The 24,042-nt window shown below is 30.8% G+C and carries 6 protein-coding genes; all 6 read left to right on the top strand.

What is annotated here, in order from left to right; translation table 11 throughout:
* The first annotated feature begins 4 nt into the window (after positions 1-4).
* The 6 genes from LUU93_RS03700 (at position 5) to LUU93_RS03675 (ending at position 23,893) form a co-directional block, all read left to right on the top strand.
* Positions 5-8,344: a non-ribosomal peptide synthetase gene (locus LUU93_RS03700; RefSeq protein ID WP_232678426.1), complete on the top strand. Its 8,340-nt coding sequence runs from the start codon at positions 5-7 to the stop codon at positions 8,342-8,344.
* Complete coding sequence (locus LUU93_RS03695; protein WP_232678424.1) at positions 8,331-12,962, top strand: non-ribosomal peptide synthetase; 4,632 nt, start codon at positions 8,331-8,333, stop codon at positions 12,960-12,962. Before LUU93_RS03700 ends, LUU93_RS03695 begins: the two co-directional genes overlap by 14 nt.
* Before the next feature lie 27 nt (positions 12,963-12,989).
* Positions 12,990-13,664 (top strand): thioesterase II family protein, encoded by a 675-nt coding sequence (locus LUU93_RS03690; protein ID WP_232678422.1) that lies wholly within the window; start codon positions 12,990-12,992, stop codon positions 13,662-13,664.
* Positions 13,665-13,805: 141 nt separating this feature from the next.
* Positions 13,806-14,135 carry a peptidase associated/transthyretin-like domain-containing protein gene (locus tag LUU93_RS03685; protein ID WP_232678418.1) on the top strand — a complete coding sequence of 110 codons (330 nt, stop codon included), beginning with the start codon at positions 13,806-13,808 and terminating at the stop codon, positions 14,133-14,135.
* Positions 14,136-14,248: 113 nt separating this feature from the next.
* The gene (locus tag LUU93_RS03680; protein ID WP_232678415.1) at positions 14,249-16,156 is read left to right on the top strand and encodes an alpha/beta fold hydrolase; all 1,908 of its coding nucleotides are present in this window, start codon (positions 14,249-14,251) and stop codon (positions 16,154-16,156) included.
* 705 nt (positions 16,157-16,861) lie between these two features.
* On the top strand, positions 16,862-23,893 hold the full coding sequence (locus tag LUU93_RS03675) for a non-ribosomal peptide synthetase (protein WP_232678411.1): 7,032 nt from the start codon (positions 16,862-16,864) through the stop codon (positions 23,891-23,893).
* The last annotated feature ends 149 nt before the right edge of the window (positions 23,894-24,042 follow it).

Here is a 24,042-nt window from a genome sequence, read left to right as displayed (position 1 = left end):
AACTATGAGTAAGGTTAGAGAATTACTTGTTCAATTAAAAAATAACGATATAGATATTCAACTTGAAAATGATAATCTTGAAGTATATTATGATGGAGAAGAATTAGATGAAATTAGTTATAACCTGATAAAAGAAAATAAAGAGGATATAATTCAATTTTTCAAGAATCATAAAATCGATTCACAGGTATCCTTTTCTATACCAGTAGCTTTGCGTCAGGAGAATTATCCCTTATCTGCTGCACAAAATCAATTGTGGATATTGAGCCAGTTTGAAGGAGGAAATTCTGCATACAATTTATCCAGTGTTCATGAGCTTGAGGGAAATTTAGATATCAAAGAAGTCGAAGCATCTTTTAGATTTTTAATACAACGACATGAGTCCTTAAGAACCGTTTTTAAAGAGGATAGTAATGGCGATATAAAACAGTATATTTTAGATTTTGAAGATATAGATTTTTCTTTGCCTTTTGAAGATTTTAAAGGAGTTGAAAATTTAGATGCTATAAATAAAAGTATTGAAAAAGAACAAGTAAGCTCTTTTGATCTTGAAAAAGGATTATTATTTAAAGTAAAAATATTTCAGACCGCAGAGTCTAAATTTTTACTGAGCCTGGTCATGCATCACATTATAAGTGATGGATGGTCGATGGAAGTAATGGTAAAAGATTTATTTAGCTTTTATAGCAACTCAGAAGAAGAAAAAAATATTTCATTGCCAGAAATTAAGATCCATTATAAAGATTATTCAGTTTGGCAACAAGATATGCTGAAAAACAAAAAGCTGGATCAAAATAAAGAATATTGGCTCAAACAATTTAGTGGTGATCTGCCTACACTTGTACTGCCAGCTCAAAAACAACGACCGCTTATAAAAACTTATAATGGAAAAACTTTAAATTTTACATTAAATCCAGATCTTTTAAACTCCTTAAAAGAATTGAATAAATCACAAGGAGTAACTTTATTTATGAGTTTACTGAGCTTAGTAAAACTGTTACTATCCAAATATGCGCATCAGGAAGATATCATTATAGGAAGTGCAAGTTCAGGCAGGGAAAATGCAGATTTAAAAAGCCTTATAGGATTTTTTGTCAATGCATTACCCTTAAGAACCATAATAAAAACAGAAGAAAGTTTCATCGACTTATTGAACAATGTCAAAAAAGTGACTTTAGAATCATCTGAAAATCAAATTTATCCGCTCGATGAATTAATGAGGGACTTAACACTGCATCGTGATATGAGCAGAAGCGGATTGTTTGATGTCATGCTCGATCTAAGACAGTCTTTTGCTATTTTAGAGCAGCAGGCAGATCAGACCCCTAAGAATTTCACTATAAAGTCCTACAATCAAGTTGAAAATCTAAACAGTAGATTTGATTTGTATTTCAATTTTATTGAAAAGGAACAAGGTCTTGGACTATCTCTTACATACAATACAGACATTTATAGTCAGGATTTTGCCGTACAATTAGCACAACATCTGGAACAGCTTTTAGATCAGGTATTAAAAAATCCATCTCAAGCAGTTTCAAAAATAAGTTATCTTAATGAGGATGAGAAAATACTGGTACTAGAAAAATTCAATAATACCAAAGAAAATTTTCCTAAAGATAAAACCATAGTCAGCTTATTTGAAGATCAGGCAGAACGCATGCCCGATAAAGAAGCATTGCTTTTTGATAATAAACGTTTTACATACCGTGAATTAAATGAAAAAGCCAACCAGCTGGCGGGATACTTATTAGAGAACTACAATATAAAACCTAATGATATTGTAGGTATCAAGCTGGATAAATCAGAAACTTTTGTTATCGCTATTTTAGGGATATTAAAAGCCGGAGCGGCTTATTTACCCATAGATATAAATTACCCAGAAGACAGAGTAGACTTTATTGAGAAAGACAGTAAATGTAAACTTGTGCTGGATGCAGAAGAAATTATGCTTTATAATTTTGAAAGATTCAGATATGGGAATGAAAAACCTCCTGTTGCAAACAAAGCGTCAGATCTGGCTTATGTTATTTACACTTCTGGAACAACAGGAAACCCAAAGGGGGTAATGGTTGAACATGGAAATCTGGTAAATTCAACTTTAAGCAGATTAAATTATTATCAGGTAGAGAGAATTTTACTGATTTCTTCATTTGCATTTGATTCCTCTATAGCCGTAATCTGGAGCGGTTTACTGGGCGGCACATTAGTAGTCGAAAGAGATGAAGTGATAAAAGATATTGAGGATATTACCAAAAGAATAATAGATAATAAAATAACGGACATGCTTTGTGTACCGAGTTATTATTCAGTACTATTTGAGGCATTCAGAAAAGAAAAAGCAAATCTCAGTTTAAGAAATGTTATTCTTGCCGGAGAAGCGATTAAATTAGATATAATTGCAACCCACAACAAACATTTTGAAAACATTGGATTGTATAATGAATATGGGCCTACTGAGTGTACCGTTTGGGCAACTGTAACAAAAATAAATGATTGTAAAAATATAATTCCTATTGGTAAGCCTATTTCCAATACCCAGATTTATATTTTAGATAAAGATTTGCAAATTGTTTCTAGAGAGATAACAGGACGCATTTACATCTCCGGAGACAATGTAGCCAGAGGATATTTATATCATCCCGATTTAACAGCTAAAAAATTCATCGAAAATCCTTTTATATCCGGACAGCGCATGTACGATACCGGAGATTTAGGACGATGGTTACCAGATGGCAGTATTGAGTTTTTAGGAAGAGAAGATCATCAGGTAAAAATCAGAGGATTCAGGATCGAATTAGGAGAGATAGAAGCCGCTGTTTTAGATTATTCAGAGCAAATTACTCAAGTAGTTCTGGAAGCTAAAGAGGTTAATGAAGAAAAAACACTTGTGGCTTATTTTGTTTCAAACTCTGAAATAGATAAAACAGAATTAATAAGCTTTTTACAAGAAAAACTTCCGGAATACATGATACCGGTTTTCTTTGTAGAGTTACCAATTTTGCCCTTAACCCCAAATGGAAAAATAGACAGAAAAGCATTACCCGATGTTGGTAATGATGATGTAATAAAAGGAGAATATGTAGGAGCCAGATCTCATGAAGAAAAAATATTAGTACAAGTCTGGGAAGAGGTATTAAAAAGAGAAGCTATTAGTGTTAAAGACAATTACTATAATCTGGGAGGCGATTCGATTAAATCGATCCAAATCATATCTAAATTAAAACAAAAAGGATACAGCCTTACACTTTTAAACTTATTTAACAATCCTATAGTAGAGGATCTGGCACAATATATTGAAGTTAGCAATAAAATTATTGATCAGTCTGAAGTAGCTGGGGCAGTAGAGCTGACTCCTATACAAAGTTATTTTTTCAATGATTCTATCTTTAAGGCACATAATTATTACAACCAATCAGTAGTATTAAAAAGTACAACCGAGCTGGATATTGAAATTGTGCAAAAATGTTTTACTCGTATAATAGCTCATCACGATGCGCTAAGAATGAGTTTTAGTAATGAAAACGGAATATGGCACCAAAAAAACAGAAGCAATTTTAAAGAAAGCCATGCTGTAATTTTTTACGACCTTAGAGAGGATAAAAATGAACTTGAAACAATCTCTAAGGTTGGAGCAGAAATGCAGGCGGGCTTTAAACTTGATCAGACAAGCCTGGTCAAAACGGCACTTTTTAGATTAAAAGATGGCGATCGACTGGCAATTATTATTCATCATTTAGTTATTGATGGTGTTTCCTGGCGTATTTTATTAGAAGATTTAGCAGTGTTGTATAAGGAATATACAATAGGAAATGAACCCAAATTACCTTTAAAATCTGATTCTTTTCAAAAATGGGCAGCTGCACAAAAAGAATACGCAGGTGGAGAAAAGTTAAACGCAGAGAAAAACTATTGGTATGAAATAGCAAATCAGGCTATTTCTGATTTTCCAACAGACAAGGAAATAAAAAGTAGAGAATTTGAGATCAAAGATGTATTGACTTTTACCTTAAACCCTGATCTTACCAATTTACTGCAAACCAAAGTAAACCGTACTTATAAAACAGAAGTTAATGATGTTTTACTTTCTGCATTAGCGATTGCACTGCAGGAAAGTCTGGGAATAAATAAAAGCATTTTGCATATTGAAGGTCACGGAAGGGAAGATATAATACCTGAAATAGACATTAGCAGAACTATAGGGTGGTTTACTACTGTTTATCCTTTTGTTTTACAAACCGCTCCTGCAAATACCGCAAATGAAACTTTGATTGTTGTAAAAGAGAGCTTAAGGAAAATTCCAAATAAAGGAATAGGATATGGTATATTAAAATATTTATCGCCACATTATATCCCTGAAGTTAACCCGTCAATTGCATTTAATTATTTAGGAGATTTTGGTAATAATGTGGATGATAAAAAAGAAGAATCCCTATTAGAATATGCGTCAGAATTTATTGGTTTAAATATTGACCCTAAAAATAAAAGAGATGTACCTCTGGAAGTTACAGGAATATTGGTAGAAGGGAAACTCAATATCAATTTCAGGTATGCTAAAGAAATCTGCGAGAAAGAAACCGCACAAAAAATCATCAATGCTTACGAAAAAGCATTAATAAATCTTATTGAGGAATTAGCAAGCTCAGATAAAAGCTATCTGACACCTTCAGATTTATCTTTTAAAGAAATTAGTATTGAAGATTTAAACCGAATAAACAAAGACGGCAGAGTAGAAGATGTTTACAAACTTTCGCCTTTGCAGCAGGGATTATACTTTCACTGGATATCAGAATCTTCGTCTTCGATGTATTTTGAACAAATGTCATACCGCATAAATGCTGCTAATTTAAGTATTGACAATGTTAAGGAAGCATACAATAAACTGATTGACAGACACGGAGTTTTAAGAACAAGTTTTTCAGAAAATTTAGCCAATGAGCCCCTGCAGATTGTAAGAAAAAATGTTGAAGGTGATTTCTCTTTTTTACAAATTGAAAACCAAACTATTGAAGCTTTTGTAAACGAAACAAAACAAAAGGATAAACAAAAAGGATTTAATCCGGAAAATCCGAGTCAAATGCGATTGTTGGTACTTGATTTAGGAAACAATGAATATGAATTTATCTGGAGCCATCATCATATTCTTATTGACGGATGGTGTATGAGCATTTTAATTAATGATTTTTATCAAATACTTCATAGTATAAATCAGAGTATTTTGATAGACCTTCCAGTGCCAAAACCTTATTCACAGTACATTGAATGGCTGGATAAAATAGATAGTAAAAAATCGTTATCATTTTGGAAAGACTATCTGTCAGATTATTCAAATGTTGCTCAAATTCCTTTTAAAATTGATAATTCTATTGCTTACGATTATAAGGAATCAATAGAAACATTAAAAGTTGAAGGTAATTTATTCAAAAAAATGAATGATTTGTGTCATGAAATTGGAATAACCCAAAACACTTTTATTCAGGGGATATGGGGATTTCTACTTTCCAAATATAATAATACGCAAGACGTTGTATTTGGATCGATAGTGTCAGGAAGACCCGGAGATTTACCGGGAATAGAGACCATGATAGGTTTGTTTATCAATACGATACCGGTTAGGATTAAATACAATTATGAAGATACAGTTGCTTTTTTCCTAAAAGAAATTCAGCACGCAGCCGTTAATGCAAATGATCATCATTATCTTAATTTGTCGAAAGTCCAGTCCCAAAGTGAGTTGGGAATGAACTTAATAAATCATATACTTGTTTTTGAGAATTATATGGTTCAGGAAGCAATTCAAAATGATTTGCCAAATACAGGGGAAGAACTAAGCATAAAATCTGTTGAAATATTTGAACAAACTAATTATGATTTTAATTTGATCATTGTTCCCGGAAAATCAGCATTAAAAATTGATTTTAAATACAATGAAAACAAATATGATACAACGTTAATTAAAAATATAATTCATCATGCTCTTCATTTAGTAGAGCAAGTTTGTCAAGATGTAAACCAGCCGTTAAAAAGTCTTTCCTACATTACAGCGTTAGAAAAAGAAAAAATAACAGTTGACTTTAATACAACTCAAGTTTCTTATCCTACTGATAAAACGGTAGTAGATTTGTTCGAATCACAAGTAAATAAATTTCCTGAAAGAACAGTTGTCTTAACAGACAGTAAAAATATTACCTACACGGAATTCAATACATTGTCCAATCAATTATCTCATTACCTTATTAATAAATTTGGTGTTACAGACAATGATGTTATTGGAATCAAACTGGAAAGAAATGAATGGTTAATTACTGCCATATTTGGTGTGTTAAAAGCATCAGCGATTTATTTGCCAATTGATATTAATTTACCTGAAAAAAGAGTAGAATATATTAAAAACGACAGTCAGTATAAAGTAATTATTGATGCCGCTTTTATAGAAGAATTTATAAAATACAAAAACAATTATTCTGATCTTAATCCGGAAAGAAAGAACAAAGCAAATGATATTGCTTATATAATTTATACATCAGGAACGACAGGGCAGCCCAAAGGAACCTTAATTGAGCATCATTCTTTAGTGAACAGACTACTTTGGATGCAGAAATCTTATGGACTGACTGAGCATGATGTGATCATGCAAAAGACACCTAATTCATTTGATGTTTCAGTATGGGAATTAATATGGTGGGCTACAGAAGGATCAAAAGTTGTTTTTTTAAAGGACGGTGACGAAAAAGATCCTGCTAAGATTATTGAGCATATTGTAGCATTCTCTGTAAGTGTAATGCACTTTGTTCCCTCAATGCTTACACAATTTTTAGAATATCTGGAAAGTGAACCGGAATCAATCAATCAGCTAAAAAGTCTTAAAGTAGTGTACGCAAGCGGAGAAGCTTTAAACATAGCAGCCAACACTAAATTTCATGAATTATTAGAAAACACAAAACTAATTAATTTATATGGTCCAACCGAGGCTACAATTGATGTAACCTATTTTGAATGTTCTAAGAAATTAGATGTTATTCCTATAGGAAAACCAATTGATAATACAAAAATGTACATTTTAGATCACCAGCACAATATTGTTCCGGTAGGTGTTGAAGGTACTATTTTTATTGCCGGAGCTGGTGTGGCAAGAGGTTATCTGAATCAGCCGGAATTAACTCGCCAAAAATTCATTGATAATCCATTTGTTCCGGGACAATCCATGTATAATACAGGCGATGTAGGCAAGTGGCGCCCAGATGGAAATATCGAATATTTGGGCAGGAATGATGATCAGGTAAAAATAAGAGGAAATAGAATCGAGCTTGGCGAAATTAATAAAACATTTGAAATGCAGGAGCAGATTAAAACTGCACATGCCTTAAAAATTAAAAATAAACTGGTTGTTTTTATACAATTTGATGATACTGTAACATTAGATTTTCAATTGGAAAATGATTTGAGAAGTGAATTATTAAAATCTCTTCCTAACTATATGATACCGCATAGTTTTCAACAAATAAAAGAAATACCCCTGTCGTCTAACGGTAAATTAGACAGGAAAAAGTTAATCAATACCTATGAAGCTTCCATAAATGGAGAAAATAACCAAGATACTATACAGGTTTTGACTCCAAAATCACTTGAAATGGCTGAAATATGGGCAGAAGTGCTGGATATTTCAATAAATAGTGTAAATCCGGAGCTGAGTTTTATTGAACAGGGAGGAGATTCCTTAACCATGCTGAAAGTAGTGGCCATGTGTAAAAAGAAAGGATATCCGGTAACGATCAAAGATTTTATGATGTCGCCTTATCTTAATTTTTTAAAGACTATAGCTAAAAAAGAAGATATACTGGTTAAGAACGTAAAACAAGAAAGGGAAAATAATATACCTTTTATCTTATCTCCAATCCAGCAGTATTTTTTTGACGTCAATAAGCATAAATTAAATTTTGTAATGCATGCCTCTTATTTTATCAATCTTGGATACGACTTAAAAAGTATTGATAAAAGTTTTGATACCTTAACTCAGGATCACGATTCTTTCAGCCTCAGATTTAAAAAAGAAAAAGGTTTATGGCAACAGTATTATGACTATGAGAGTCAGCGATATTTATTAGAAGAATCAAAAGAGGAAAAAATGAATATCAAAAAAGCTATTGAAAAGGCTATCCTGTCAATAGATATAGAAAATGGACCATTGTTGTACATAAACGTGTTTTATGAAGAAGGAAAACCTGTCATGTTTATAGGCTGTCATCACTTAGTAATGGATGCAGTTTCATGGCAGATACTTTTGAGTGATATACAAATAAATTATATTAAATTAAATAAAAAAAGCACCAGTTATGAACAGCTATAAAAATTGGATATTTGAAAATCAAAAAGCAGTAAACGATCTATTAGACACAGAATTAGAATACTGGTTATCACAAATTGATTATTCGGATAAGTTTGAAAAAAATGACGGGGTTGGCTTTAGAGATATTGTAAAAATTAAAAGTGGAGATCATGAATCAAATAAGGATTTACAGGATAAAATAATTACAGCATTCTTGTTTTCATTTTATGATCTTACTAAAGCAGAAACCTGTGTAATAGAAAGAGAAGGACACGGTAGAGATTCTATAACGAATCATGATGTTTCAGATGTAATTGGTTGGTTTACTTGTAAGTATCCAATAAAATACAACATTATTAAAGAATCTCTTGAAGAAACGTTAAGTAGTGTAACTGCAACAAATAAAGAAGTGCCAAATGGTGGGATAGGTTTTGAAATTTTAAAGTATTACGGCCCAATGTATGTCAGTAGACAAATGGAATCTGCACCTGTTATACTTTTTAACTATCTGGGAAATTTATCCTATAAATCCAGCAGTCAAAAATCAGAATCAAGAGTAGATAATAATAAATTAATACTTTCTTCACATTCTACATTTTCGTCAGCTATTGAGAAAACGGATCAGTTTAGTGAAAATAAGCTTAATAAAATAGTCTTTAATGCATGGGTACAAGAAGATATTCTAAATTGTGATTTTAGTATCAGTCCGGAACTGGGATTCAATCAGGAAATGTGCCATAATTTTATTGAGTATTTTAAAAATTATCTTGAAAAATTAGTTCATAAAAAACAAGACAATTTAAAAGAAAACATAACCCCTTTTCAAAAAGGATTAGTGGGTTATGCATTAAATTATCCAGATAATAAAAATTACATCAATCAAAATAGTTACGAGTCTGTTGAAAATATCCCTTATGATTTTTTTAGTCAGGTGTGTACTATTGTAACCTCAAAATATGAAATTTTAAGAACCTGTTTCACCTTTAATTACGATACAGGAAATTTTGCATCTATGACCTTGCCGGCAGGAACGGTAACCTGTGAGTATTTTGAGACAGAGAATGATTCTGACTCGCAGGAATTGATAAAACTGCTAAACGAAATAAAATTTAAAGGATTTGATATCGAGAAAGAGCCTTTGATCAAGTTTTCATTAATAAAGGTAAAAAACAATAAAAGTATAATAGTAATAACCAGTCATCACATTATTATTGATGCAACATCTATTTCTTTTATTCTTAATGAATTGATGCAAGTTTCAACCGAATTGAAATTAGGAAAAAAACCTTTGATAAATGCCTCATCAACAGTACAATTTTCAACCTATGTTGATTGGATTAATTCAAAAGACGAGAAAAAAGGAATAGACTATTGGACAAATCTCTTAAAAAATGTTGAGCCAAGTTTGTTAGAAAATAAAACAGTAGGCGAAACTGAACTGAAAGAAAATGAATTCTCTGATTTAGAATATAATTTTGATATTAATACAATTTCAGTAAGGGTTTTAAAAAAGCAGAATATCACATTATCTGCTGCATTTAATTTTTTAACAGGTTTGATTTTTTCAAAATACAATGGAACAGATTCATTTGTTTGGGGCAATACCGTTACAGTAAGACCTTTAGGTCAGGAGGATATAGAATCGATTGTAGGGCCATGCATTACTACAATTCCTGTCATAGTAAATTTTAATTCAGAAAAAACAATATTAGATGCTATAAAAGAGGTACAGTTTCAGGTTTTAGAATCTCAGGAATATGCTTATCTCACATTTAATGATATTGTTAGAAATACAGGTCATCAAAATTTATTTAGTATTTCCTATGGATTTCAAAACTATATAAAATTTGGAATGAATCAGGATGAGGATAATTTCAATTTGACTCAGGTTTCTCATGATAGTAATATTTCTTCCCATTTTCCTATAAACATAATGTTTATTGAAGAGAAAGGTGGACTGAAAGTGAAGTTAAGATATAGGAATGATTGTTTTACAAGCTATTTATTAAATGATATCACTAACGGAATTGTGAAAGTGTTTAATAATTTAGAAAAAATTAAAGATCAATCGCTTAACAATATCTCAATTTTTGAAATTGCAGAACTCAAAAAAGCAAGTTTAGACGGATTGCGTTACGATTTGTCAAATATTACATTGCATGGTCAGTTTAGCGAAATTGCAAAAAAGCATCCCGATAACATTGCAGTAATTGATCTTGATCAAAAATGTACTTATGCTGAATTAGATAAAATGAGCAATAGTATCTGTAATTTGCTTCTTAAAAATAGCATATCAGGTCCGGTTGGTATTAATATGAAACGTTCCGTAAATCAAATAGCATCAATTATCGGGATATTAAAAGCTGGATGTCATATCGTTAGTATTGAAAAAGACTTTCCTAAGGAAAAAATAGAATGGATCAATGAAAACATAAAATTAGCCACAATTCTTACGGATACTGAATTAAAAGTAAACTTAAGTGCTAAACTTTTTGTAATTACTAAAATTGATTTGGTCAATGCTATCACACTTCCGGTCGTTGATCCCGACTCGCTCTGCTGTATAAATTATACTTCTGGCTCAACAGGAATCCCTAAATTAGTTAAAATAAGTCATAACGGACATGTTAACAGAATATTGTGGCTTAAAAATAATTTCCCGGCTGTTCCAGATGATATATATGGTTTTAAAACGTTATTATGTTTTGGACCTTCATTGCGGGAAATTTTTGAACCCTTAATGCAAGGAAGCTCTTTATTTGTATATTCTGATGAGTCAAATAATAATCCGGTATCGTTTCAGGAATTATCTCTAAAAAATAAAGTAACAAGACTTTTTTTAACCCCGACATTTATACAGTTATTGTATGATTGTGAAATGGAAAATGCTTTGTCTTCGCTGCAATATCTGGAGATAAGCGGAGAACCTATTTCTGTTGAACTTTTCCGAAGACTAAAAAGCTCTTTTCCAACTTTAAAAGTAGTAGGCAGATATGGTGCAACAGAAGCACCGGGAACTGCCTATTTTACAAATGAGAATACAGACAGCCAGAGAATTTTGCCGTTGGGTAAACCAATACAAAATACCAATATTAAGGTCTTTAATGAAAAAAAGGAAGAACTCCCATTAGGAATTATAGGGGAGATAGCCATTTCAGGAGCGAGTATTTCTACAGGTTATTTTCATAGCAATCTCGAAGAAAATACCTTTATGGAAAGTGAAGGAATCCGATATGTGAAAACAGGCGATTTAGGATTAATTGACAATGAAGGAAAATTAATTCTCCAGGGACGTAAAACCAGAATGGTAAAAGTTAGAGGGTATAGGGTTGAGCCAGGTGAGATCGAATATAATCTGAAACTTCATCCAAAAATCATTAAGTCTATCGTAGTGCCTGTAAATGATAAAAACAATATAAGATTGGTTGCATTTTATACACAAAATAAACCTTTGGATCAGGGGGAACTAAAATCATTTCTTGAGAAAAAAATAGCCCATTACATGATTCCCCATGAATTTGTTGAAATCACAAAAATTCCTTTAACAGATAGTGGTAAAATTAATTATACCGAATTGACAAAAAGTATCAATTTAAACACTGGTACAAGTTTAATGGAGCCTGATACAGAAACTGAAAAAATAATTTTTAATATCATACAGGAGATTATTCCATATAAGGAATTTGATATTCAATCTAACTTTTTCGATATTGGATTAGATTCGATTTTGGCCTTAAAAGCTATTCATAAAATCAAAAAAATGTTTGATGCCCAAATACTGGCATCTGATATTTATAAAAATCCATGTATTAAAGATCTTTCATTGTTCATAAACGAACAGCTTAAAAGTGATTTTAATCTCCACGAAAATAATTTCTATTGTATTAATTACAAGGAGCAGAATGATTTCTTATTTTTTGTGCCTCCTATAGGTTATAATACCTTAAACTTTAAAATTTTGGAAGAAATAATTCCGGAAAATGTAAGCTTAGTCGTTTTTAATTCAGTTACCGTTGATGATGCCGTAAATACTACTGTTGAAAATATTGCATCAAATTATATACATTCTATCGACACATTTAATTTTTTAAAAAAGATTAATGTTTGCGGATGGTCTCTTGGCGGAACAATTGCCTATGAAATGGCTTCACAACTAGAAAAAAGGAATGATAAATTAAATAGTGTCATCCTATTTGATCCTGGATTTTATACGCCTTCTTATGATGAGAATCTAACTGAAGAGAAACGTAAGGAATTAATAAAAAGACTGCTGTCTAAACAGACAGATAAAAGCGAAGACCTAAACAAATCCTCAAAATCAGCGCAGTTATTAATTTCAGAAATAGAACAAAATGTTGTAAGTGGAATGGTAAACGCTAACAAATTAGTGATGAATTACAAGCCCGCAAATTATACAGGTAACATTACTTTAGTTAAACCTTCGCAAATAGGTGCTGATGAACGAAATTACAATAAACAGTTTAATGATTTGGATAAATATTGTTCAGGAAATATAAGCCTTGCAATAGTAGAAGGAAATCATATGAATATGATAAATAATAATTTGGACGTAATTAAAACAATAATTACTAAAGACTTATTTCATAATAAAGAAAAGTTAACAGGAATACTTAAATAATATTTTAAAATGGATTACCAGCTATTTATGCTACACTTTTCAGGCGGAAGTATATACTCTTTCAACTCATTTACCAGCAGGTTGAAAGATTCATTTTCTTTAGAACCTGTAGAATTACCCGGGCGAGGACTCCGGTATCATGAAGATTTAATTTATGATAAAGAAAAGGCGGTCAAGGATTTAATATTTCAAATAAAGGAAAGAAGAAATGAAAAACCATTCATTTTATTTGGACACAGCCTTGGAGCAGAATTAGGTTTTTTAATTACCAAAGAATTAGAAGAAATGGGAGATTTTCCATCTTATTTGGTAGTTTCAGGAAACCCTGGACCCAATATGAGAAAAAATGAGAGGCTATTTGAAATTCCGAACCCGCTTTTTTTTGAAAAACTAAAAGAATTAGGAGGGCTGTCAGAAGAGATATTAAATAGTGCAGAACTTTTGGAGATTTTTGAACCAATATTAAGGGCCGATTTTGAGATTATTGAAAAAGATACTGTAATCTCTCCTGCAAAAATTAAAACACCAATTTTTGCTTTAATGGGAAATGAAGAAAAATCTGCAGACCTGATCCTGAATTGGAAAAACTATACCGAAGATAGATTTGATTATAATATTTTGCAAGGAAATCATTTTTTTATATATGAAAATAAAGATATCATTTGCGATATTTTAATTAACTGTAAAAAGGTACAAGAATAAATAAGATGAACGTTTGATTTTTGTTTCCATCTTGTTTGCAGGGAGTTCAATTTGCAACAGGATTATTAATGCTGATGCTTTGCAGCAAACTATTTTTCGTAACAATTAAAAAAAGATATTAATATAAAACTACTGATGCTAATGAAAAAAATTCAATGCTTACTAATCATTTTATTTCTTTTTATGTCTTTTAATGAAATAAATAATTATTCAATATGGGGAAGATTAGTTGATCATGGCTTTAGTCCTGTGCCAACATTTACGATTAAGGTTTTTCAGGAAAAAGATAATGTTTTCGTTAAAGAATTGCAATTTAACGATAAGAATGGAGAATTTATAATAAATGATTTACCACCCAATAAATATATTTTAGAAATAACGGTTGAACAATATACTAAGTATAGTATAACAAAGGAAATCATAAATAAAAATGAATCAGTAGGGGAGATTTGTTTGCAAAATATCTGGTAAAAAAATAGAAATTAGAATGTAAATAGCAACATAAAAACCTCCCATTGTTAAAAAACAATTATAAAAGTACATATAAGACTAGCTAAAATTTAGATATTATTTTAAATAAACGAATGAGAATTAAATCCACCATTAAAAAACTATTTATCTGCATCATTTTTTTTCATTTTTTTTCAGATATAAATGCGCAAAATTCAAATAACACTTATAAACTTAAAACTGCAGCAAGCTATTTTCCAGACTGGAAGGAAGTAAATAGCCAGAATATAAAATGGTATAGTCTAAGTGTTCCTGAAAATTGGGAAAGTTCGAATTCGAATAAAACTATAAAATTAGCTGTAGCTGTATTACCGTGCTTTAAAAAATCTAGTAAAAATGCAGTTCATATTTCTGGTGGTCCTGGTGGCTGGTGTATAGGGCCTATCAAAAAATGGTTAAATCATCCTCTTAGAAATGAAGCAAATATTATACTTGTTGATTTAAGAGGCACTGGTTTTTCTGAACCAAGCCTTTGTCCTAAACTTGGAAAAGATATCTTGCAGGTACTTGCCGAAAATAATAGTACTACTACAGATATAAACCAAATTGTCAATGTTTCAGAACAATGTAAAAATGACCTTATCGAAAAAGGAATAGATATAAAAGCATACAACAGTTTAAATATTTCAAAAGATTTACATGCATTAAAAGAATCGTTAGGCATAAATAAATGGTTTGTGTATGGGGTATCTTACGGGACTTATATTACGCAGGTATATTCTGGTCAGTTTCCAAATGATTTCGAAGGTATTATTTTAGATTCTCCAATTAATAATATCCATGAATATTATAAAAACAATACGTCTAATTATATCAGTAGTTTGAATACACTTTTTAAGGAAAGTAAACAAAAATTCCCTGATTTAGAATCAAAATATTATTCAGTAATAAATAAATTGAATAAAAAAGGCATCGAAGTAAATGTTGACAAAACTATTGTTCAAACTGGGAAATTTACATATAACGCTGACGATTTTAAAATAATTATCCATCAATCTCTTTATAATAAACAATTAATCGAACTGGTTCCTTTAATAATAAACAGTTTTTATAAAGAAGATAAGTTTATATTAGCCAATTTAGTAGATGCCTTTTCTGAGGCATTAAAAAGAGATTTTGGAACTTATTATTGTGTTTCATGTAATGATGGGTTTACAGATAAAAGCATTGCAGATTATGACCAAAATACTGCTGCATTCAAAAAAAATAAAAGAGGAATATTATTTTATCGTTCAGATTTATCTATTTGTGAAAAATGGGAAATTGGTGCACAAAAAATTAATGATTCAACACAAAAAAACAATCAGATTAAAACTTTGATTTTTGCCGGAAAATATGATCCAATTACACCATTAAATAATGGTAAAGAACTGGCAAAAAAATATAAAAAAAGCTTTCTGTTTGAAATGCCGTACGGTCATGCAACAAGTTTTTCAAAAGCCGGAAAAAGCATAGTAGAAAGTTTTATTAGCAGACCTGATAAAAAACCTGAAATAAAAGAAGAATTATCTCAAATCAAATTTATTTCTAATATTAAATATAACGGCGGAATATCTAAGCTGGCAAAAAGTCTTAATAAACCTGTCCTGTTGTATATATCTCCGTTAATTATTGCAATAATAGTTGTTTTAGGCACATTCTTATACTGTATTTTTTCAATTTTCCGGGGCAAAAATAAAAATCTGAAAGTACTAAAATACTTATTTATAGTAAACTCATCATTGGGAATGGTTATAGTATTTGGTTTCATCTGGGCTGTTTTTCAAACCTCTAACTACAATTTGTTTATTCTACTATTTGGACTGCCTGAAAAATATAATTTTTTGTTTATTCTAAATTATATATTTATTGGAACAACTATTATTAATCTTTTATATTTATTAGTTAGGATAAAGTTGATACCAAATTTAGAGGTGGTTTTTTCAACAGCTTTTTCTTATATATTAATAATTATTTATTTATTTCATTGGGGAATTGTCTAAATAAAAATATGGGCACAACAAGTTTATACAACAATATGGAGAGTAATAACTTTTGTGCCCTCATTAATTTAAAAATGCTGATTTGATACTAACTTCTATATAAAGATTTAACTGCTCCTAAGTCTAATAATAATTTACTATTTAAAAATTATTGTGCCGAATCAGTTTTAAATGCGAGGTATAATAATCTATTATTTTTTATCTTTTTACCTAAGTTTTCTGTTGATAGAGAAGTCATTGTTTTCTGCTTCTAATTACTCTCGGGATACATCCAGTTAATTGCCTTATAGAAATGCATAAATCTTTTTTGTGCAGTTAAATTTGGTATTTTGAAATTATTTTCCAGCCATTTTCAAATTTAAGGCTTCTATAATTTACAAAACATAATTCTATTTTTTTTTTTAAGAACTATAAAATACTTTTTCAGAGCAATTTATAAAAACTTAAAAAAAGCGGGGGAGAAGCCCGTAATTTTTAGCTAAAAAATCCGTAATTTTTTATAAAACGCTATGTTATTTTTGCGTTACGTTATAATAAATTTCATGTATTATTAATGATTTTTAAGAATGGTTAACTGTTTTTATAATAAGTATGAATGATCATTTTGATTAAGAAATACTGATAAAATCTTGAGTTAAATATGTTGATCCTTATTTCGTTCAATTAAAAAAAATATACCCCGTTAAATAAAATGTTATAAGTTTCATGGAAAACATTAATAAAATTGCAGCACTTTTTTGGGATAATAAGATTAAGGACAAAGAGCCGGTATTCTCTTTAAATAAAGATGTTGAATCTTTTAAATATGCGATCGATATAAAAGATTTAGGATATTTACAAAAGATATCCAATAATAATTGTCTTTCGCAATTTTCAATATTTACCTCTATATATTCTATACTTCTGCATAAATATTTTTATAATTATGCCGGCATTATTACGTCTTACAACTCTCTAACAGGGAATAAAGATTCGAATTCTTTCTTTTTGGAAGACGATAATAATTCATTTAATAAATCTTTTAAAGAACACCTGCAATCGATATCGCAGGAAGTCCAAAATAAATTAGCTTATACAACATATGATTTAGGTTATCAGGATTTAGGCAGTTATTCTCATTTTGGAATTAGTTTAAATGATGATTCAATAGGTTCTGATAAATGCAGAGGTGTTTTATTAAAATTTAATATAACAGGCGACGTATTAGAATTAATAATTTACTTCAATGAAGATTTTGCCGACAAGCCATTGCTGCAGCATTTAGGTTCCAGTTTTACAAAAATATTAGTTCATCTTCAGGAATTTATAAGCAGTAATATTGATGAGTTTGATTTACTGGGTACAGAGGATAAGCATCAATTATTATTTGATTTTAACAATACTGCAGTAGATTATCCGCATGATAAAACCATAATTGAATTATTTGAAGATCAGGTCGAAAAGGCTTCCAGCAACATAGCAGTTGTTTTTGAAGGGACTGAACTGAGTTACAAAGAGTTTAATGAAATTGCCAATCAGTTAGGAGCTTATCTAAGAGAAAAATACAATATTCAGCCAGATGACCTGATAGGTATAAAATTAGAAAGAAGCGAACGCATGATTGTCTCTATATTTGGGATTTTAAAATCTGGCGCTGCTTATGTTCCTATTGATCCTAATTATCCTCAGGACAGAATTGATTATATAGAAAGTGATACGAAAAGTAAAATCATTATTGATGAAACTGAATACGCTATTTTTTATAATCAAAGAGAAAAATACACGACTTTAAATTTAGCTAAAATCAATTCTCCCACAAGCTTAGCTTATTTGATCTATACATCCGGAACAACAGGAAACCCTAAAGGAGTCATGATCGAACATACTTCTTTAGTAAACAGATTAACGTGGATGCAAAAAGCATATCCATTATATTCTAGTGAAACACTTATTCAAAAAACTACATATTCTTTTGATGTTTCCGTTTGGGAATTAGTATGGTGGGCCATGTATGGAGCAAAACTTTCAATTGCTAAATCGGGAGTAGAAAAAGATCCTGCTCAATTGATACAGAACATATATGAGAATCATGTATCAGTAATACATTTTGTTCCTGCAATGTTAGCTGTTTTTTTAGAATATATAAAGGAAAATCCAAATGAAAAAGAACGTATAAAAACTTTAAAGCAGGTATTTGTAAGCGGTGAAGCATTAACATTACACCAAAGGAAGTTGTTTTATAGTGAGTTATCAAATATTTCTTTGATGAATCTTTATGGTCCAACAGAAGCAAGTATCGATGTAAGTTATTATGATTGTGCAGAGCAGCATAACATTAATTCCGTTCCAATTGGTAAGCCAATTGATAATATCAGTTTATATATTCTTGACGAAAATTTATCTTTAAAACCCATTGGTTCAGTTGGCAAACTATACATTGCCGGGGTTGGAGTTGCCAGGGGCTATTTGAATAAAACAGCGCTTACAGAAGAAAAGTTTGTCAATAACCCTTTTATTGAGGGTACAAAAATGTATGACACAGGAGATTTAGCCAAATGGCTTGCTGATGGAAACATTGAATACATTGGCAGAAAAGACCATCAAGTAAAAATTCGTGGCTACAGAATAGAATTGGGTGAAATAGAAACGCATTTATTTCAATATTCAAACGCAATAAAAAATGTAATTGTTGAGATTAAAGAAGTAAATCAGGAGAAAGTAATTGTTGCTTATTATGTTTCTGAATCGAAAATCGATAAAATAGAAATCCGTCATTATCTACAGGAAAAACTTCCTGTATACATGATTCCGAATTTCTTTATCGCGTTAGACAGTATTCCTGTCACTTCTAATGGTAAGGTTGATAGAAAAGCGCTGCCTTCTGTTACCGCAGATGACATTATCAGGGGTGAATATGTAGCGCCAAAAAACGAAACTCAGGATAAATTAGCAGCGATTTGGCAAGACGTTTTAGGAATTGAAAAAGTAGGTATTACAGATAACTTTTTTAATCTGGGCGGAAACAGTTTAATCATCGGGCAGGTTATCAATAGAATACATAAAGAACTTCATCAGGGTATAACTTTTAAAGCGTTTTTTTCTAGTCCGACAATTGAAGAAATTAGTCTAAAATTACAGGCACAAGATTTTGCCTTCATTCCTAAAACTCCGGAGAAAGCATCATATCCTGTAACCAAATCTCAACACAGATTATGGATTTTGAGCCAACTAGAAGGAGGTTCTTTGGCTTATAACATGCCTGCAGTAGTAAAATTAAAAGGAAATATCGATAAAATTAAATTTGAAGAATCCTTTGCATTTTTAATCCAGCGTCATGAAATATTGAGAACCTATTTTAAAACGAATAAAGAAGGAGAAGTTCATCAGTTTATAGTACCGGCAGAAGAAATTAATTTTAAGATAACAGAAAAAGATTTTACATCTGAAAAAGACCAAAGTGCAGTATTTGCCTATTTACAGGAAAACAACGCAATTGCTTTTGATTTAGAGCAAGCTGCATTGATAAGAGCAAGTCTGGTTAAATTGAAAGAAAATGAATTTGTGTTTTTCTTGTCGATGCATCATATCATTGGCGATGGATGGTCAATAGAGTTATTGGTCTCAGAAATTGTAAAAATCTATAATGCGTTAACACAAGGAATAGAAGCTAAGCTGCCTGAATTAAGCATTCAATATAAAGATTATTCAGTTTGGCTTAATGAAGTACTGAAACAGGAAAAAAGTCAGGAATCTAAAGTATTTTGGTTGCAGCAGTTTGCAGGAGAATTACCGGTATTAGATCTGCCTAGTTTTAAAAACCGTCCATTGCTTCGCATGTATAATGGAAACAGCGTTACACATATCTTTTCAAAAGAATTTCTGAATAAACTGAAAACCTTTTCAAAAGAGCATGATGCGACCTTGTTTATGACCTTAATGGCTGGAATTAATGCTTTATTGCACCAATATACGGGACAAAATGATATCATAATTGGAACTCCGGTGGCTGGAAGAGAACATCCGGATTTGGAAAACCAAATGGGATTATTTTTAAATACTTTAGCGATACGAACCCAATTTGAAGAAAAAAACAGTTTCCTTGATTTATTAAATAAAGAAAAAAATATCCTGCTGGAAGCTTACGAACATCAAAATTATCCGTTTGATGCGTTGTTGACCGAATTGAATTTAAAGAGAGACACTAGCCGTTCTGCCTTATTTGATGTTTTAGTTGTATTACAAAATCAAAAACAAGTAAAAAGCCTGGTTAATGAAGAAGAATTAACAGGTTTACAAATAGAGAATTACGAATTTGAAAGCAGGAATTCTAAATTTGATATCACTTTTACTTTTTCGGAATCAGATGTTTTAACCTTGTTAATAAATTATGATTCAGATATTTATGACCAATCATTGATTAAAAGAATGTTTTCTCATTTTGAAAACATTCTGATAAAATCATTAGAGCAACCTGAAAACCCTATAGAAGAAATTGATTTTCTAACAGCGGAGGAGCGACAAGAACTTTTAGTTGGATTTAATGATATATCGGTAGATTATCCTATGGATAAGACCATTATAGATTTATTTGAAGAGCAGGTTAATAATGTTCCTGATGCTATTGCCGTTGTTTTTGATGATGAAGAACTCACCTATAAAGAGCTTAATGAAAAAGCAAATCAACTGGCGGATTATCTTTTAAGCAATGGACTTAAAAAAGGAGATTTTGTTTTGCTTTGTTACAATTCGCATATGAGTATGTCAATTGTGGCTTTACTGGGAATCATGAAATCCGGAGGGGTATACGTAACGCTGGATGCTGATATACAAGAGGAAAGAGCTGCCTATATAATAAACGATACCAAAGCCAACTTTGTTATAACAAATGATGCTGATTCAGGAATTTTTGTAAATCAAAATATTCAAATCATCACATTAAACAATAAAAATGACAATCAGTTTTTAAAAGAAAAAGGATTAAATATTAATAATACAACACCGGATAATTTAGCGTATTTAATCTATACTTCTGGAACCACAGGTGCTCCAAAAGGAGTAATGGTGAATCAACAGAATTTAACGGATTATTTTTATGGACTGAATTCCAGAATTCAAATCGATCAGGCTAAAACATTTTTACTAATGTCTTCCTTATCAACAGATTTAGGAAATACCACTTTGTACAGTTCCTTAATTTATGGTAAAACATTGCATTTGCTGTCTAAGGATTCTTTAAGAAATATAGAATATGTACATCAATATTTCGATCAAAACGACATTGATTGTATTAAAATAGTGCCTACTTTCTGGAAAGCATTAGTGAATGACAATAAGCCTTTGCTGCCTAAGAAAATGATTGTTTTTGGAGGAGAAGAATTGTCAAAAGGGATTATTGAAAAGATAAAAGAAGTAAATAATGAATTAAAGATTGTTAATCATTATGGTCCTACAGAAACAACTATAGGAAAGCTTATTTACCCTGTGGATGATGAACCATTACATGACAGAACCCCTCTGGGACGTACTTTTTCGAATGCATCTGCTTATGTTCTGACAGAAGACTTAATTCCGCTGCCAATAGGGATTATTGGAAATCTCTATATTTCCGGGGCAGGAGTTTCTAATGGATATTTAAACAATCCTGATCTTACGAAAGTTAAATTTATCGACAATCCTTTTGTTATTGGTCAAAGAATGTATGATACGGGAGATCTGGTTAAATGGCTGCCTGAAGGAAATATTGAGTTTATAGGAAGAAAAGACGGACAAGTAAAAATACAGGGAAACAGGATTGAACTTGGGGATATCGAAGTAATGATAGCCAGGAATCAATATATAAAAGAAAGCTGTGTAAAAGTTGATAAAAATTCAAATTCAGAAAATATACTAATAGCCTATTTAGTAACCAAAGAAGGATATGATGAGGATGAATTTAAAGAATATCTGACTCAAAAAATGCCTGTTTATATGATTCCTGCCGTACTATTTACAATGGAATCATTACCAATGACTTCTAATGGTAAAATCGATAAAAAAAGATTGCCAAAAATAGAAAGCATAAAAGAGAATGCCGAAATTATCCTTCCCGAAAATGAAGTACAGCAAACGCTTGTTACTATTTTAATGGAACTGTTTAAAAAAGATGCTATCTGCATTACCGATAACTTTTTTGAATTGGGAGGGAATAGTTTGTTGGCCATACAATATATAAATTCCATCAATAAAAAACTTATTCTGGATTTAAAGCTAAAAGATATTTTTAGTAAACCTACTGTCAGAAGCCTTAGTAAATTTATTAACGGTCTCGATTTGAAACATAATTCGAACCTGGCAATAAAAAAATCTCAAAAAACAACATCATTATTATCCAGTAATCAAAGGAGATTATGGATTTTAAGTCAGGATGAAATAGAATCCAGCGCTTACAATATTTCGACAGCATTACTGATTGAAGGAACTTTTAGTATCAAACATTTTATAAATTCATACGATGAGCTTATTAAAAGACACGATAGTTTTAGAACAAGATTTGAATTTGACGGAGAAAATCCAATTCAGTTTATACAAGAAGAGACAGCGCCAATAATTGAAATTGAAGATTATGATTATTTACCTGAAAATGAAGAATTATTAAAAATTTTAAATAAAGAAAACCTGATAAGTTTTGATTTAAGTGCTGCTCCCTTATCAAAATTAAAGATTCTTAAATTACCCAATGATACTTATTTCATCATTATCGTCATGCATCATATTATAAGTGATGGCTGGTCTTTGAATATTTTAATAAACGAATGGGTCGAAATATATAATGCATTTGTAACAAACAGAGAAAACAGTCTGCAGGAAGTCGATTATACTTATCTGGATTTTGTTTCATGGCAAAACAGCATAAAAGAAGATCAAGAGCATAATAAAAATGTTCAATATTGGAAAAACAGGCTGGAAAGCGGAGTAGAGAAATTAAACCTGATTAAAAATCAGCATCCAATTAAAAATGATAGTAAAAGCGAAGGTCGTGTTACTAATTTTTATATTAAAGATGACATTTTTACTCTGCTAAAAACAATCTCGATTGAGCAAAATGTTTCCCTTTTTTCAATTTTACTGACAAGTTTTAGTGTTTTACTGCATCATATTTCAGATCAAAAAAATATTGTGCTTGGAACCTCTGTTACCGGAAGAAACAGAAAAGAATTTGAATCGATTATGGGCTTTTTTGTAAATACATTACCAATAAAAACAACAATCAATCCCGAAGAAAGCTTTATTGACCTGCTTATCAGGGCCAATGATGACATCATACAGGATATTGAGCACCAAAATCTTTCTTTGGAAGAATTGGTAAAACTGAATTTGAGAGAAAAAAATGATTCGAATGCATTATTTCAGGGCAGATTTGTGTTTAATGAAGAATTATATGATTTAAATAATATCGCCGAGAAAATTCAGGTAAATAAACTTGAAATTTTTATGCCTGAGGAATTTACTGCAAAATTCGATTTTAGTCTCGTAATGAGAATTAGAAAAAACAGGCTCTTGGGATCTCTGGACTATAAAAAAGAATTGTTTGATACCCAATATATGGACTTGATTGTAGAGAGTTATAAACATCTTCTAGCCCAGATAAGCCGGAATCAGACAGAAAAAATACATGCATTAAATTCTTTTGAAGGAAAGCATACAGCTTATATGGAAACTAAAACGCAGCAAAAAAATAAACAAGTATTTGATAGTTTCCTCAATTACATAAATAAATAAAACATACCGGAAAAGATTGTCGATACAGAAGAATTTTATTGACAGCGGCCAATTTAAAGCAATGACAAATTCATGACGCAATAATTTTGATAGTGTTTATTATTTCAAAATTGTAATAAAAAAGTTTAAGCAGAGGTAATTAATTGAAA

Source organism: Flavobacterium soyae, from assembly GCF_021245985.1.
In the GTDB taxonomy this organism is placed as follows: domain Bacteria; phylum Bacteroidota; class Bacteroidia; order Flavobacteriales; family Flavobacteriaceae; genus Flavobacterium; species Flavobacterium soyae.
This window is presented reverse-complemented; position numbering and strand designations above follow the sequence as displayed.